General features: G+C 74.7%; 13 protein-coding genes and 1 riboswitch. Of the genes, 9 read left to right on the top strand and 4 right to left on the bottom strand.

All coding sequences use genetic code 11. The annotated features are described in order from the left end of the window. Positions 1–95 precede the first annotated feature (95 nt). Positions 96–506: a VOC family protein gene (locus DTB53_RS09965; RefSeq protein ID WP_003969955.1), complete on the top strand. Its 411-nt coding sequence runs from the start codon at positions 96–98 to the stop codon at positions 504–506. 69 nt (positions 507–575) lie between these two features. Here DTB53_RS09965 and DTB53_RS09960 read toward each other — a convergent pair whose 3' ends face one another. From DTB53_RS09960 to DTB53_RS09950, 3 genes are all read right to left on the bottom strand, one after another. Next, complete coding sequence (locus tag DTB53_RS09960) at positions 576–1922, bottom strand: hypothetical protein (protein ID WP_003969954.1); 1347 nt, start codon at positions 1920–1922, stop codon at positions 576–578. A 184-nt stretch (positions 1923–2106) separates the two neighbouring features. Continuing rightward, positions 2107–3234: an alpha/beta hydrolase gene (locus tag DTB53_RS09955; protein ID WP_012381442.1), complete on the bottom strand. Its 1128-nt coding sequence runs from the start codon at positions 3232–3234 to the stop codon at positions 2107–2109. A gap of 67 nt (positions 3235–3301) precedes the next feature. Beyond that, positions 3302–3961 (bottom strand): class II aldolase/adducin family protein, encoded by a 660-nt coding sequence (locus tag DTB53_RS09950; RefSeq protein WP_012381441.1) that lies wholly within the window; start codon positions 3959–3961, stop codon positions 3302–3304. A gap of 277 nt (positions 3962–4238) precedes the next feature. Between DTB53_RS09950 and DTB53_RS09945 the strand changes: the two genes are divergently transcribed. The 7 genes from DTB53_RS09945 (at position 4239) to DTB53_RS09915 (ending at position 12828) form a co-directional block, all read left to right on the top strand. Continuing rightward, complete coding sequence (locus DTB53_RS09945) at positions 4239–5498, top strand: inorganic phosphate transporter (protein WP_003969951.1); 1260 nt, start codon at positions 4239–4241, stop codon at positions 5496–5498. Between the two features lie 12 nt (positions 5499–5510). Beyond that, the gene (locus DTB53_RS09940) at positions 5511–5741 is read left to right on the top strand and encodes a hypothetical protein (protein WP_003969950.1); all 231 of its coding nucleotides are present in this window, start codon (positions 5511–5513) and stop codon (positions 5739–5741) included. 151 nt (positions 5742–5892) lie between these two features. After that, a riboswitch (cobalamin riboswitch) is annotated at positions 5893–6022 on the top strand. A 138-nt stretch (positions 6023–6160) separates the two neighbouring features. Then, positions 6161–7186, top strand: a complete 1026-nt coding sequence (locus DTB53_RS09935) for a cobalamin biosynthesis protein (protein ID WP_003969949.1) — start codon at positions 6161–6163, stop codon at positions 7184–7186. Continuing rightward, positions 7183–8847: a cobyric acid synthase gene (locus tag DTB53_RS09930; RefSeq protein WP_012381440.1), complete on the top strand. Its 1665-nt coding sequence runs from the start codon at positions 7183–7185 to the stop codon at positions 8845–8847. The genes DTB53_RS09935 and DTB53_RS09930 overlap by 4 nt, the downstream gene beginning before the upstream one ends. Further along, positions 8844–10883: a putative cobaltochelatase gene (locus DTB53_RS09925; RefSeq protein WP_012381439.1), complete on the top strand. Its 2040-nt coding sequence runs from the start codon at positions 8844–8846 to the stop codon at positions 10881–10883. The genes DTB53_RS09930 and DTB53_RS09925 overlap by 4 nt, the downstream gene beginning before the upstream one ends. Further along, positions 10883–11482 carry a cob(I)yrinic acid a,c-diamide adenosyltransferase gene (gene cobO / locus DTB53_RS09920; RefSeq protein ID WP_003969946.1) on the top strand — a complete coding sequence of 200 codons (600 nt, stop codon included), beginning with the start codon at positions 10883–10885 and terminating at the stop codon, positions 11480–11482. Before DTB53_RS09925 ends, cobO begins: the two co-directional genes overlap by 1 nt. Beyond that, positions 11476–12828 (top strand): cobyrinic acid a,c-diamide synthase CobB, encoded by a 1353-nt coding sequence (locus DTB53_RS09915; RefSeq protein ID WP_012381438.1) that lies wholly within the window; start codon positions 11476–11478, stop codon positions 12826–12828. The genes cobO and DTB53_RS09915 overlap by 7 nt, the downstream gene beginning before the upstream one ends. A 47-nt stretch (positions 12829–12875) precedes the next feature. Here the strand turns inward: DTB53_RS09915 and DTB53_RS09910 are convergent, their stop codons facing one another. After that, positions 12876–13607 carry a ZIP family metal transporter gene (locus DTB53_RS09910; RefSeq protein ID WP_003969944.1) on the bottom strand — a complete coding sequence of 244 codons (732 nt, stop codon included), beginning with the start codon at positions 13605–13607 and terminating at the stop codon, positions 12876–12878. Between the two features lie 160 nt (positions 13608–13767). Here DTB53_RS09910 and cobC point away from each other — a divergent pair, with 160 nt between their 5' ends. Beyond that, a complete protein-coding gene (cobC, locus tag DTB53_RS09905) occupies positions 13768–15369 on the top strand; it encodes an Rv2231c family histidinol phosphate aminotransferase CobC (RefSeq protein WP_012381437.1) in 1602 nt (533 codons plus the stop codon). The last annotated feature ends 58 nt before the right edge of the window (positions 15370–15427 follow it).

The raw sequence follows: 15427 nt of genomic DNA, 5'->3' as shown, positions 1-15427 counted from the left end.
CGGGAGGGCATGTCCGGTGACCGGTGGAAGACTGAGACGCAGATCACATCAGGGTGGTCCGGACAGCGGACGCGACACCGGGAGAGGTGAGTGCGATGACAGGCGGAGCGAGCGGCGTTCCCACGATCTACCCGACGATCCTGTACGACGACGCGAAGGCCGCGATCAGGACGCTGACGCAGGGCCTCGGCTTCACCGAGGAGGCGGTCTACGAGGGGGAGGACGGCAGCGTGCTGCATGCCGAGCTGTCCCTGGGCAACGGCAGGGTGATGCTCGGTTCCCGGGGGCGCGAGGGGCTGTTCGCGCGGGCGATGGCGGGGGCGGGCCCCGCGGGGGTGTACGTGGTGGTCGACGAGGTGGACGAGCACTGCGCCCGGGCCAGGGAGTTCGGCGTGGAGATCCTCATGGAGCCGACCGACCAGGACTACGGCTCCCGGGACTACATGGCGCGGGACGGCGAGGGCAATGTGTGGAGCTTCGGGACCTACGCCCCGGGGTCCGGCTGAGCGGGCCGGCGGGCCCCGGCGGCGGCCGGGCTCTCGCTCGGCCGCCGCCGGGGCCCGCCGGGGCGCGGCTCAGGCTCCTCCGGTGTGCACCTGGAAGGCGGCCCGGCGGACCGCCTTGGCCAGGGCCGGGTCCGGGTGGGCCGCGGCGAGGGCGACCAGGACCTGCACGGTGCGCGGGTGGCCGACGGCTCTGACCTCGTCGAGCAGGGCCGGGACGGTGCCCTGGACGGCGGAGTCGAGGTGGCGCACCAGCAGCCCGATCTCCCCGTGGTCGGCGACGGCCGCCGCGGTGTCGACCCAGAGCCAGGTGGACTCCTCGCGGCTGAGGACGTCCTGGGCGTCGTCCGGGTCGTTGCCCTCGTACTCGGCGAGCCAGAGCAGCGCGTAGGGCCGCAGCGAGGGCTCGGTGACCACCGCGCGGACCTCGGGCTCGGCGGGGGCGCCGACGACCCGCAGCGCCTCGAAGGCCAGTCCGCGCAGCAGCGCGTCCTCGCCGCGGGCGACGGCCAGGAGTTCGGCGACGGCGCTGCCGACGGTGCGGGCGGCGAGCCAGGCGCGGTATTCGTCGCGGGCCGGTCCGGGGGTGAGCCGGGCGCAGCCGAGGAGCATGTCGGCGGCGGACTGCTCGATGTTGCCGGCCGGGCTCTGGGCGGCGACGCAGATCTGTTCCAGCTTGACCCAGACCGCCCAGTTGCCGAGCGGGGTGAGGGTGGCGTGCCCGTTGCCGAGCGTCAGCGCCCCGACGGCGGCGAGCCCTTCCAGGGCCCAGTCGAGCAGCAGGGCGTTGAGGTCGGCGCTCCGGGCGGGTCCGGCGCCGTTCTCGGCCGCCGCCCCGGCGGGGGTGTCGGCCGGGGTGGCGGGCGCGGTTCTGCCGGGTCCCAGGGGCACCTCGCAGCGCTCCTCCTGGAGTTCGGCGACGCGCTGGCCGAGGAGGTCCAGCAGGGCGGGGACGGTGACGGGGCCCGCGGAGAGCTGGAGGAGGGAGAGCACCTGCGGCACGGCCTCGACGGCTTCGGCGACGGCGCCCGCCTCGATGTCCGCGGGTGCGGCGTGGACGAGCGACCAGGCGTCGAAGAGCGCCACCCAGCCGCGCAGGACGGCGGAGTCGTCCCGGTCCCAGGCGCGCAGCCGCCAGCCGGGGCGGGCGGTGTCGCCGTGCAGTTCGATCAGTCCGGCCAGCCGGGCCCGGTCCCAGCCGGCGCGGACCTGCGCCGGGGAGAGTTCCAGGGCGGTGGCCGCCCGTTCGAGGGCGTGGGCCGCGAGCGGGGCGGCGGTGCCCGGCCCCGGGGTGCCCGCCGCCCAGTGGGCGATGCGTACGGCGTCGGCGAGTACCGCCCTGGCCTGGCGGGCCAGTTCCGTCCGGGGCGGGGTGCCCTCGGGGGGCCGGGGAGCCGGCCTGGTACGCCGGGTCGTCACCGCTTTGCGGGCGGTGGCGAGGGGTCGCGGGCGGACAAGTCGCAGCCTGGAGTCGCGCGGAGTACGGGACGTCACGGGAGCAGTCTTGCTCCTGACGGCCCGAAAGCCCAAACGGAAGGCGTTTCACCGGTACGGGAAAGGTTCCCGCGGTGCGGCGGCAAGCGGGAGAGTTCACCCCATCGGCTCACATCAGGGGCGTGAGGAAGCGTCGCAGGGTCTCCTCGTAGCGGGCCGGGTCGGCGTTCCACATCGACGCATGCGGAGCCTGCGGTACGGCGTGGAGGCTGACCAGGTCCGGGCGGCGGGCGGCGAGCTCGCGGGAGGCGCCCCAGGGGGCGATGGTGTCGTCCGGGCCGTGCAGGATCAGGGTCGGGGTGCGCAGGGAGGCGGGCGCCGAGGTCTCCAGGAGCGGGGCGGGGCTCATCCCGGTCCGGCCCTGGGCGGCGCGGACGGCGAGCGGCAGCAGGGCCGCCGGGACGCCGCGGGCCGCGGCCAGGGCGCGCAGGGTGACCGTCCAGTCCAGCACCGGGGAATCGAGGACGAGGCCGCTGATCCGGTCGCGGAGCGGGGACTCGACGGCGGCGTACAGGGCCATGGTGGCGCCCGTGGACCAGCCGTGGAGGATCACGTTGCGGGCGCCGTAGCGCAGGGCCCAGCGGAGGGCGGCGTCGAGGTCGCGCCACTCGGAGGCGCCGAAGTGGCCGAGGCCGTCCGCGGGGCGGGGGGCCCCGGGGTCGCCCCGGTGGGCGAGGTCGAGCACGGGGAAGCGCTGTTCGTGCAGGAAGCCCATCAGGTTCATGGGGTGGGCGCGGGTGGCGCCGAGGCCGTGCACGGTGATGACCCAGGTGTCGCGGGCGCCGGGGACGTACCAGGCGGGCAGGGTTCCCAGCTCGCCGGGGATCTCCACCTCCTGGTGGTCCAGGCCGAGGTCGCCGCTCGGGTTCCCGTCGTACAGCGCGGGGGTGAGCCGTACTTTCCCGCCGGGTTCCAGGAGGCCCCGGCCGACGCTCTCCAGCCGGCGCACGACGGTGTCGGCGGCCTGGGAGGCGCCTTCCATGACGGGTCCCACGACCGCGTGGACGCCGGGTCCGGACAGGCCGTAGGTGCCGGGCCTGAGCGCCGGGAGGGACCGGGTCAGGGTGACCTGTCCGGCCGCCGTGGCATGCACGGTGAGTCTGCGGTCGGCGGGGAGGGGACGTCCGGGCGCCGCCTTGAGGGCGACGTCGCTGGCGTACCGGCCGGCCGCGACCGCTGTCGCGCCGGCGCCGAGGATCGTGGTGACGGCCGCTGCCGTCGCGGTTACCGGGCGCACCGCTCCAGTGTCGTGGGGCGCGGGGCGGGCTGCCAGCGGACGGGGCCGTCCGGGGCCGTGGCGCGGTTCAGCCGGGCTGGCCGTACCCCTTGAGCGCCTCCGTCACCTCGTCCAGCTGGGCCGCGTCGAGCAGGGTCGGGGTGCGGCCGGGCACGGAGCTCGCGGTGAGCCAGAGGCGGCAGAGCCACTCCAGTTGGGCGGTGCGCTCGTAGGCCTGGTCGAGCGTGTCGCCGTAGGTGACGGTGCCGTGGTTGGCCAGCAGGCAGCCGGTGCGGTCCGCCAGGGCCCCGAGCATCGCCTCGGCCAGTTCCGGGGTGCCGTAGCGGGCGTAGGCGGCGGTGCGGACGGGGCCGCCGAGGATGGCGGCGGCGTAGTGGACGAGCGGGACCTCGGTGACGAGGGTGGAGACGGCGGTGGCGTGCACGGCGTGGGTGTGGACCACCGCGGCGGCGCCGGTGGAGCGGTAGACCGCGAGGTGGAGGGGGAGCTCGCTGGTCGGCCCGAGGTCGCCGAGGACCTGGCGGCCCTCCAGGTCGACCCCGACCGCGTCCCGGAGTCCGAGCCGGTCGTAGGGGACCCCGCTGGGCGTGACCAGGACCAGGTCGCCGACGCGGGCCGAGACGTTGCCCGAGGTGCCGACGACCAGGCCGTCCGCCGCGCTGCGACGGGCGGTCGCGACGACGTCCAGCCAGGCCCGGCCGATGGATTCCGGCTGCTGCTCGCTCATGGGGCGAGCGTAGGGGTCAAGAGGCGCAACCGGAACGTCACATCCGGGGTGACGGAGGTCTCTTCCGAGTGCCGAACAGCCGTTCAAAATGTTCGCCAACCGGAGGCAAAGGACAGCCCACGACCCGCCCCACAGGCGCAGCGCAGCCCCTCCCGCGCACAAGCGGAGGCCACCCACTCCGTTTGGGGTCACCGCAACGCCCTGCCCAGTTCATCTTCCGTTCATCCAGGTTGCCTACGGTCCACGTGCCACTGACGTCGAACGATTGCCTGGGTAAATGGAACACATCACGCTGCTGCTTGCGATTGTGGTCGTAACAGCTCTCGTGTTCGATTTCACGAACGGTTTCCACGACACCGCCAACGCGATGGCGACCACCATCTCGACCGGCGCGATGAAGCCCAAGACAGCGGTGGCGATGTCCGCCGTTCTCAACCTGATCGGCGCGTTCCTGTCGGTGGAGGTCGCCAAGACGATCTCCGGCGGGATCGTCAACGAAGACGGCATCAGAACAGAGGTCATCTTCGCGGCGCTCGTCGGCGCCATCCTGTGGAATCTCCTGACCTGGCTGCTGGGCCTGCCGTCCAGCTCCTCGCACGCCCTGTTCGGCGGACTGATCGGCGCCGCCGTCATGTCGGCAGGCTGGTCCTCGATCAACGGCGGCACCGTCGTCACGAAGGTGCTGCTCCCCGCGATCGCGGCCCCCCTGGTGGCCGGTATCGCCGCGATGCTGGCCACGCGGCTGACGTACCGGATCAACCGGAACGTCACCGACGAGGGTCAGCTCAAGTCGACCGCCAAGGGCTACCGGGCCGGACAGATCGCCTCCGCCGGTCTCGTCTCGCTCGCCCACGGCACCAACGACGCCCAGAAGACGATGGGCATCATCACGCTGGCGCTGGTCACCAGCGGTGTCCTCGCCCCCGGCTCCAACCCGCCCATGTGGGTCATCGTCTCGGCCGGTGTGGCCATCGCGCTCGGCACCTACCTCGGCGGCTGGCGCATCATCCGCACCATGGGCAAGGGCCTGACCGACCTCCAGCCGCCGCAGGGCTTCGCCGCCCAGACCAGTGCGGCGACCGTCATCCTGGCCTCCTCGCACCTCGGCTTCTCGCTCTCCACCACGCAGTCCTGCTCCGGGGCCGTGATGGGCGCGGGCCTGGGCCGCAAGGGCGGTGTGGTCCGCTGGTCCACCGCCACCCGGATGTTCGTCGCCTGGGGCCTGACGCTCCCGGCCGCCGGCCTGGTCGGCGCGGGCGCCGAGTTCCTCACGAAGCAGGGCCCCTGGGGCATCGCCGTCACGGCGGTCATCCTGGTGGGCGGTTCGTTCGCGATCTGGGTGGCCTCGCGCCGCCAGCCGGTCGACCACACCAACGTCAACGACACGGGCGAGGACGAGCCCCAGGGCGTCGTCACCACCGCCATGGCCGCGGTCCAGCCGCCGCCCGTCGGCGGTCCCGCCTCCGACCTCTCGACCACCATCCCGGCCCCGGCCTCGGCTCCCGACGACCCGGCCCGGCCGCCGGCCAAGGTGTAAGGACAGATCCGCATGAAAATCGACTGGGCAGCTCTCGCCTCCGTGTTCGGTGTCAGCCTCGTGGTCACCGTCGCGCTGGTCGGCGTCTTCACCGTGGGCATCATCGCCCTCTCCAAGCAGTCCGCCACGTCCGGGGGCAGCGCCTCCGGCGGGTCGGTAGCGCTGGCGCGCACCGGCGCGTACGCCTGCTTCGCGCTGTGCGTCGCGGCCGTCTCGTACGGGATCTACCTGATCGTCGCCTGACCCCGAACTCCGCACTCCATCGGGCCGGACACACTCTCGTGTGTCCGGCCCGATGTGCGTCCGCCCACAGTGGAGCCTCGCAGGTCAACAGTGAGTTGACGGCTGTTCGCGGGGCGTGGTGGACTGCCGGAGCCATTTACGGCGACAGCAGAGGAAGCCGGTGCGAATCCGGCGCGGTCCCGCCACTGTCACCGGGGAGCACTCCCCCAGATCGGACGTCACGGCTCGCTCCACGCGGGCTGGAAGGCCGGGGGAACCGCGGATCCGGGAGCCAGGAGACTCTCGTCGCCGGTCACGTCGAACCAGGGCGCGGACCCTGAGTGAGGACCTACGCCATGCCCGGCCGCCGTGCGCCGCTCCCCGTACCCCCCACGACAGGCCGTCGCGCCGGAACTCCTCGCCCCGCGGCCGGCTGAGCCGTGCGTGCCGACCGCGTCTTCGCGTACGGCGCCACGGCCGGACTGATCGCCGACGCCCTTCTCGGCGACCCCCGCCGGGGCCACCCCGTCGCCGGATTCGGCCGCGCCGCCGCGCGGGTGGAGTCCCTGCTGTGGCGTGACGACCGGGGCCGGGGCGCGCTGCACACCCTCGTCTGCGCCGGAGGCGCCGTGGGGGCCGCCGCGCTGACCGCGCGCGCCGTCCGGGGTCGCCCGGCGCTCGCCGTCGCGCTGACCGCCGCCACGGCCTGGTCCGTCGTCGGCGGTACGTCGCTGGGCCGGGAGGCCCGCGCCATCGGGGGCGCGCTGGCCGCCGGGGACCTGGAGGTGGCCCGGGAGCGGCTGCCGCACCTGTGCGGGCGCGATCCGCACTCCCTGGACGGTCCGGGGATCGCCCGCGCCGTCGTCGAGTCGGTCGCCGAGAACACCTCGGACGCCGTCGTCGGCGCACTGGTGTGGGGGGCGATCGGCGGGGTGCCGGGGCTCGTCGGCTTCCGGGCCGTGAACACCCTGGACGCCATGGTCGGCCACAAGTCGCCCCGCTACCGCCGCTACGGCTGGGCCTCGGCCCGCCTGGACGACCTCGCGGGGTGGCCCGGCGCACGTCTGACGGCCGCGCTGGCGGTGGCGGCGGGCGGGCGGCCCCGGGCGGCCGTCCGCGCCTGGAGGGCCGACGCGGGACGCCATCCGAGCCCGAACGCGGGGCCGGTGGAGGCCTCGTTCGCGGGGGCGCTCGGCGTACGGCTGGGCGGGACCCTGGCGTACGCGGGGCGCGTCGAGCACCGGCCGGTGCTGAACGGGGAGTCCGGGCGGGACGTGCGGGGCGCGGACATCGAGCGCGCGGTACGGCTGTCCCGCCGGGTGAGCACGCTCGCCCTCGGCGTGTGCGTGGCGGGGCGGATGCTCGCGGGGCGCGTGGTCGCGGGTCGGGGCGTCGCCGGCACGGAAGCGGGGGCCGTCGTGAACGGCGCGGCGCGGAACGCGGTACGGAAGCGGGGACGGGCATGAGCGGTGGGCTGTTGGTCGCGGGGACCACGTCGGACGCGGGCAAGAGCGTCGTCACGGCGGGGATCTGCCGGTGGCTGGTGCGCCGGGGCGTGAAGGTCGCGCCCTTCAAGGCGCAGAACATGTCCCTGAACTCCTTCGTGACCCGTCAGGGCGCGGAGATCGGGCGGGCCCAGGCGATGCAGGCGCAGGCCGCCCGGGTGGAGCCGACGGCGCTGATGAACCCGGTGCTGCTCAAGCCCGGGAGCGACCGGTCCAGCCAGGTGGTGCTGATGGGAAAGCCGGTCGGCGAGATGAGTGCCCGGGGGTACCACGGGGGCCGGCAGGAGGCGCTGCTGGGCACGGTGACGGAGTGCCTGGAGCAGTTGCGGTCGGAGTACGACGCGGTGATCTGTGAAGGCGCCGGGTCCCCGGCCGAGATCAACCTGCGGCGCACGGACATCGTGAACATGGGGATCGCGCGGGCCGCCCGCTTCCCCGTGCTGGTCGTCGGGGACATCGACCGGGGCGGCGTCTTCGCGTCGTTCTTCGGGACCACCGCGCTGCTGGGCCCCGAGGACCAGTCGCTGGTCGCGGGGTATCTGGTGAACAAGTTCCGGGGCGACGTCTCCCTGCTGGAGCCGGGGCTGGACATGCTGTACGGGCTGACGGGACGGCGGACGTACGGGGTCCTGCCCTACGCCCACGGGCTCGGCATCGACGAGGAGGACGGCCTGCGGGTCTCCCTCCGGGGTGCGGTGCGGGAGTCGGTCGTGGCTCCCCCGCACGGCGAGGACGTGCTGCGGGTGGCGGTCTGCGCGGTGCCGCTGATGTCGAACTTCACGGATGTGGACGCGCTGGCCGCCGAGCCGGGTGTCGTCGTGCGGTTCGTGGACCGGGCGGAGGAGCTGGCCGACGCGGACCTGGTGATCGTGCCCGGGACGCGCGGCACGGTGAAGGCGCTGGCCTGGCTGCGCGAGCGCGGTCTCGCTCAGGCGCTGGTGCGGCGGGCGGCGGAGGGCCGGCCGGTGCTGGGGATCTGCGGCGGGTTCCAGGTGCTCGGCGAGCGGATCGAGGACGAGGTGGAGTCGCGGGCCGGCGTCGTGGACGGGCTGGGGGTCCTTCCCGTACGGATTCGCTTCGACCGGGACAAGACGCTGGCGCGGCCCGTCGGTTCGGCGCTGGGCGAGCCCGTGGAGGGGTACGAGATCCACCACGGGGTGGCCGACGTGCGGGGCGGGGAGCCGTTCCTCGACGGGTGCCGGGTGGGGGCGGTGTGGGGGACGCACTGGCACGGGTCGCTGGAGAGCGACGCGTTCCGGCGGCGGTTCCTGGTGGAGGTGGCGCGGGCCGCCGGGCGGCGGTTCGTGCCTGCGCCGGACACGAGCTTCGGGGAGCTGCGGGAGGAGCAGCTGGACCGGCTCGGGGATCTGGTGGAGGAGCACGCGGACACGGACGCGTTGTGGCGGTTGATCGAGGGCGGGGCGCCGCCCGCGTTGCCGTTCGTGCCGCCGGGGGCGCCGCCGTCGGGGGCGGGTGGGCCGGAGAGCCGGGGCGCCGCCCCGGCCCCCGCTCCTCGATCGCCGGAGGGGCTTGAAGCGGGTCGCCCGGGGACGCGGGGGAAGGCCCCACGACCCCAGGGGCGCGATGGTGCTGATGTTCATGTCGACGAGGAGGCCTTGTGAGTACGCCGTATCCCTTCACCGCGATCGTCGGGCAGGACGACCTGCGGCTCGGACTGTTGCTGAACGCGGTCAGTCCGGCCGTCGGCGGGGTGCTCGTGCGGGGCGAGAAGGGGACCGCCAAGTCCACCGCCGTGCGGGCCCTGGCCGCGCTGATGCCCGAGGTCTCCGTCGTGCCCGGGTGCCGGTTCTCCTGCGATCCCGGCTCCCCCGATCCGGCGTGTCCCGACGGGCCGCACGCGGAGGCCGCCGGTGTGTCGCGGGCCGCGCGGACCGTGGAGCTGCCCGTCGGCGCGTCGGAGGACCGGCTCGTGGGGGCGCTGGACATCGAGCGGGCGCTCTCGGAGGGCGTGAAGGCGTTCGAGCCGGGCCTGCTGGCCGACGCGCACCGGGGGATCCTGTACGTCGACGAGGTCAACCTCCTCCACGACCACCTGGTGGACCTGCTGCTGGACGCGGCGGCCATGGGCGCCTCGTACGTCGAGCGCGAGGGCGTTTCCGTACGGCATGCGGCGCGGTTCCTGCTGGTCGGGACGATGAACCCGGAGGAGGGCGAGCTGCGGCCGCAGTTGCTGGACCGGTTCGGGCTGACCGTCGAGGTGGCCGCGTCCCGGGACACCGACGAGCGGGTCGAGGTCGTGCGGCGCAGGCTCGCGTACGACGACGACCCCGAGGGGTTCGCCGCGCGCTGGGCGGCGGAGGAGAGCGCCCTGCGCGAGCGGATCGCCGCCGCGCGCGCCCTGCTGCCCCGCGTCGTGCTCGGCGACGGCGTGTTGCGGCAGATCGCCGCGACCTGCGCCGCGTTCGAGGTGGACGGGATGCGGGCCGACATCGTGATGGCCCGGACCGCCACCGCGCTCGCCGCCTGGGCGGGCCGCGAGGAGGTCACCGCCGACGACGTGCGGCAGGCGGCCCTGCTGGCCCTCCCCCACCGGCGTCGCCGCAACCCCTTCGACGCGCCCGGTCTGGACGAGGACAAGCTCGACCGGACCCTGGACGAGGCCGGGGACCAGGGGCAGGACGACGACAACGACGACGACCCCGGCCCCGGCCCGGACGGCGACGGCGGAGGGGGCGGCGGTGTGCCGCCGCAGGCCGACGGGGAGGACCGTACGCCGCCCCGGGCGGACGGCGGCTCGGACGACGCGCCGTCCGGGGCCCCCGAGGGCGGCCCCGACGCGCCCGGCCGGTCCACCGGGGCCGAGCAGCGGCCGGTGGCGTCCGCCGAGCCGTTCCGGACGAAGACGCTCAGCGTGCCGGGGCTCGGCGAGGGTGCTGCGGGTCGGCGCTCCCGGGCGCGTACCGAGCATGGGCGTACGACCGGCGCGCGCCGGCCGCAGGGGGCGCTGACCAAGCTGCACCTGGCCGCCACCGTCCAGGCCGCCGCCCCGCACCAGCGGGCGCGCGGGCGTTCCGGGCGGGGGCTCGTGGTGCGCCGGGACGATCTGCGGCAGGCGACCCGCGAGGGGCGCGAGGGCAACCTCGTGCTGTTCGTCGTGGACGCGTCGGGCTCGATGGCGGCGCGGCAGCGGATGAGCGCGGTCAAGGGGGCCGTGCTGTCGCTGCTGCTGGACGCCTACCAGCGGCGGGACAAGGTCGGCCTGGTCACCTTCCGGGGCAGGGAGGCGGAGGTGGCGCTGCCGCCGACCTCGTCCGTGGACGCCGCCGCCTCCCGTCTGGAGTCGCTGCCGACCGGTGGCCGTACGCCTCTCGCCGCCGGGCTGCTCAAGGCCCACGACGTACTGCGGGTGGAGCGGCTGCGCGATCCCTCGCGTCGGCCGTTGCTCGTCGTCGTCACGGACGGCAGGGCGACCGGCGGGCCGGAGCCGGTGGCGCTCGCGGGCCGGGCCGGGCGGCTGCACCGCTCGGAGGGGACGGCGTCCGTCGTCGTGGACTGCGAGTCGGGGTACGTACGCCTCGGTCTCGCCGGGGAGTTGGCCCGGGAACTGGGAGGCGCCGCCGTCACGCTCGACGAGCTGCGGGCCGACTCCATCGCCGGGCTCGTCAAGGACGTCACCGCAGCCGGGAGGGCCGCTTAATGCCGCAGGGACAGCCGACATCGGTGCCGGACGACGGGCTCACCACCCGTCAGCGGCGCAACCGCCCGCTCCTGTTCGTCCACACGGGCGTGGGCAAGGGCAAGTCGACGGCCGCCTTCGGGCTCGCGCTGCGCGCCTGGAACCAGGGGTGGCCGATCGGGGTGTTCCAGTTCGTGAAGTCGGCGAAGTGGAAGGTCGGCGAGGAGAACGCGCTGAAGGTGCTGGGCGCGAGCGGTGAGGGCGGCACCGTCGCCTGGCACAAGATGGGCGAGGGCTGGTCCTGGGTCCAGCGCGACGGGCAGCTCGACAACGAGGAGAAGGCGCGCGAGGGCTGGGAGCAGGTCAAGCGCGACCTCGCGGCCCAGACGTACAAGCTGTACGTCCTCGACGAGTTCGCTTACCCGATGCACTGGGGCTGGATCGACACCGACGAGGTCGTCGAGGTCATGCGGAACCGGCCCGGCACCCAGCACGTGGTGATCACCGGCCGCAACGCGCCGGACGCGCTGATCGAGGCCGCCGACCTGGTGACCGACATGTCGAAGGTCAAGCACCCGATGGACGCGGGGCAGAAGGGCCAGAGGGGCATCGAGTGGTGAGTACGCCCCGCCTGGTCATCGCCGCTCCGGCCTCGGGCAGCGGCAAGACCACCGTCGCCACCGGCCTGATGGCCGCCTTCGCCGCGCGCGGGCTCGCCGTCTCGCCGCACAAGGTGGGGCCGGACTACATCGACCCGGGCTACCACTCGTTGGCGACGGGCCGTCCCGGCCGCAACCTCGACGCGTACATGTGCGGGACGGAGCTGGTCGCCCCGCTGTTCGCGCACGGGTCGGCGGGGTGCGACCTCGCCGTGGTCGAGGGCGTGATGGGGCTGTACGACGGCGCCTCGGGGCAGGGGGACCTGGCGTCCACCGCGCAGGTGGCGAAGCTGCTGCGGGCGCCCGTGGTGCTGGTGGTGGACGCCTCCTCGCAGTCCCGGTCGGTGGCGGCCCTGGTGCACGGGTTCGCCTCCTGGGACCCCGAGGTCCGGATCGGCGGGGTGATCCTCAACAAGGTGGCATCCGACCGGCACGAGGCGCTGCTGCGGGACGCGCTGGACGAGTCGGGGCTCCCGGTGCTCGGGGTGATCCGGCGGGCCCCGCAGGTGGCGACGCCCTCGCGCCACCTGGGGCTGGTCCCGGTGGCCGAGCGGGGGGCCGACGCGGTGGACGCCGTGGCGGCGATGGGCGAGCGGGTGCGCGCGGGGTGCGACCTGGACGCGCTGATGGCGCTGGCGCGGACGGCGCCCGCGCTGGCGGACGAGCCGTGGGAGCCCGCGTACACCCCCGGGCCCGGCGGCGAGAAGCCCGTTGTCGCGGTGGCGGGCGGGGCGGCGTTCACCTTCGCGTACGCGGAGCACGCCGAGCTGCTGACGGCGGCCGGCGCGGACGTGGTGGTCTTCGACCCGCTGCGGGACGAGAAGCTGCCGGCGGGCACGGCGGGGCTCGTCATCGGCGGCGGGTTCCCGGAGATGTACGCCCCCGAGTTGTCGGCCAACGAGCCGTTGCGGCGGGCGGTGACGGAACTGGCCCTGAGCGGCGCCCCGGTGGCGGCCGAGTGCGCGGGACTGCTGTATCTGGCGCGGGAGCTGGACGGGAAGCCCATGTGCGGGGTGCTGGACGCCGAGGCCCGGATGTCCGAGCGGCTCACCCTCGGGTACCGCCAGGCGGTCGCCGTGTCGGACAGCGCGCTGGCGGTGGCGGGAACCCGGATGCGCGGTCATGAGTTCCACCGCACGGTGCTGGAGCCGGGGGCGGGGACCACGCCCGCCTGGGGCATGCACCAGCCGGAGCGGCGGGTCGAGGGCTACGTCCAGCGGGGCGTGCACGCGAGCTATCTGCACACCCACTGGGCGGCCTCCCCCGAGGTGGCCCGGCGGTTCGTCGGGCACTGCCGGGCGCGGTGAGCGGCCCGCGCACGCATCTCGGCGACGTGTGCGGGCGTACGCGTGGCTCACTCCGCGACGCCGACGACCAGCCAGATGAAGCCCACGCCCCCGATGGTGCAGAGAAGGGTGGAGCGGGCGGGATGGGTGTGGTGCGCCTCGGGAAGGATCTCCGCAGCGGCCAGGTAGAGCAGCGCTCCGCCGAAGAAGCCGAGATAGCCGCCGAGCAGTTCCTCCGGAAGGGTGAACAGCAGCGTCGTCGCGGCGCCCACGACCGGTGCCACGGCGGCCGCGAACAGCATGAGGAGCGCCTTGCGGCGGGCGTTCCCGTACAGACTGGTGAGGGTGTACGTGTTGAATCCGTCGGCGAAGTCATGACTGATCACCGCCAGCGCGACGGCCACGCCCATGGAGCCGCTGACCTGGAAGGCGGCGCCCAGCGCGATGCCGTCCATGAGGCTGTGGACGACCATCGCGGCGGCCGCCGTCAGCCCCACCTGCGGTACGCGGTCGCCGTGGTGACCGCTCGCCCCGTGTGCCACCTGGCGTCCGGCGAGCAGCCGCTCCACCAGATGGGCCGCCAGGAAGCCGCCGACGAACAGGAGCAGGGCCGCGGGGACCCCGAACACGGGCGTGCCCGCCGCCTCGATCGCCTCCGGCAGGAGGTCGAGTCCGACCACGCCGAGCATCAGCCCGCCCGCGAGGCCGAGCACCAGATGACGGCGGTCGGTGACGCGTTGTGCGACCCAGCCGCCGGCCAGGGTCATCAGGAACGCGCCGAGCGCGACGAACACCGCCATGGGGCCTTGCTAGCCGATCCGGGCCTCCCTCCGCATCTCAGGGTGTCCTTACCGGCCGCGTCCGCCGCGCCCCTCCCACCGCCCGTCTCCGTATACGGAACGGCCCCGCCTCCTCCCCCGTAGCACCGGGACGTACGACCTGAAAGGCAGGACTCCGCCGATGACCGGAGCATCCGTCGGCACCGGACCGGAGTCCGGGGGCCGCAGTCTGGTGGTGGGGGTCGGCGCGCGCCGGGGCGCCCCCGATGATGTGGTGTTCGCCCTGATCGAGGCGGTGCTGAGCGGGGCGGGGCTGGACGCGGCGGACGTGCTGGAGGTGGCGACCGTCGACGCCAGGGCGGACGATCCGGGGATCGTGGGTGCGGCGGCCCGGCTCGGGGTGCCGCTGCGGACCCACCCGGCCGGGGCGCTGGCCGCGGTCCGCGTGCCGCACCCCTCGGGCACGGTGGGCGCCGCGGTGGGGACCCCGTCGGTCGCGGAGGCGGCGGCGCTGATCGAGGCGGACGAACTGGTGGTGCCGAAGACCCGCGCTCCGGGCGGGAAGGCGGCCGGCGGGGGGATGGCGACCTGTGCGGTGGCCCGGCGGTATCCGGCGGTCGCCGGTGCTTTCGAGGTTTCCGGGAGGAAAACTTCCACCTCACCGGTGACGCCGGGCTCCCACCCGTTCACCATGGCTGCCATGAATCCCCCCACGTGGAACATCGAGAGCGCAGGGCCCGACCTGCGCCACCACGGCGACGCGGAGGTGCGCGGTGAGAATCTGACCGACCTCGCCGTGAACGTCCGTACCCACACTCCCCCGAAGTGGCTGCGCGAACGGATAGCCGCGTCGCTCACCTCGCTGGCCTCCTACCCGGACGGGTCCTCCGCCCGCGCCGCGGTCGCCGACCGGCACGGTCTGCCGGTGGAGCGGGTGTTGCTGACGGCGGGGGCGGCCGAGGCGTTCGTCCTGATCGCCCGGGCCCTTCCGGCCCGTCGCCCGGTCGTGGTGCATCCGCAGTTCACGGAACCGGAGGCCGCCCTGCGGGCGGCCGGGCACGGGGTGGACCGGGTGCTGCTGCGCGCCGAGGACGGCTTCCGGCTCGATCCGGAGGCGGTGCCGGAGGAGGCGGACCTCGTGGTGATCGGCAATCCGACCAACCCGACGTCCGTGCTGCACCCGGCGGCGCTGGTGGAGCGGTTGGCGCGGCCCGGGCGGACGCTGGTGGTCGACGAGGCGTTCATGGACGTGGTGCCGGGTGAGCGCGAGGCGCTGTGCGACCGGACGGACGTCCCGGGGCTGGTGGTGCTGCGCAGCCTCACCAAGACGTGGGGGCTCGCCGGGCTGCGGATCGGTTACGTGCTGGCCGAGCCGGAGACGGTGGCGCGGCTCGCCGAGGCGCAGCCGCTGTGGCCGGTGTCCACCCCGGCGCTGGCGGCGGCGCAGGCCTGTATGGAGCCGCGGGCGCTGGTGGAGGCGGCCGAGGCGGCGGACCGGATCACGGTGGACCGGGCCCATCTGCTGGCCGGGCTGGCCGAGTTCAGCGAGGTGGAGGTGGTGGACGCGGCCCTGGGTCCATTCGTCCTGGTACGTCTTGAGCGGGCTGCGGAGGTGCGGGAGCGGTTGCGGCTGCTGGGCTTCGCGGCGCGGCGCGGGGACACCTTCCCGGGGCTGGGGCCGCAGTGGCTGCGGCTCGCGGTGCGCGACCGGGCCACGACCAATCGTTTCCTCCAGGCCCTGGACCAGGCCGTGCAGGCGCTGCCCACGAGATCGGGGCGCTGAGGACCCCGGCAGGGGCGGGGGCGGTGTTCGTCGTGCGAACGCCGCCCCCGCTCGCACG

Source organism: Streptomyces griseus, from assembly GCF_900460065.1.
In the GTDB taxonomy this organism is placed as follows: Bacteria; Actinomycetota; Actinomycetes; order Streptomycetales; family Streptomycetaceae; genus Streptomyces; species Streptomyces griseus.
Note: the sequence above shows the minus strand (reverse complement) of the source record. Positions and strands in the feature narration are given on the sequence as shown.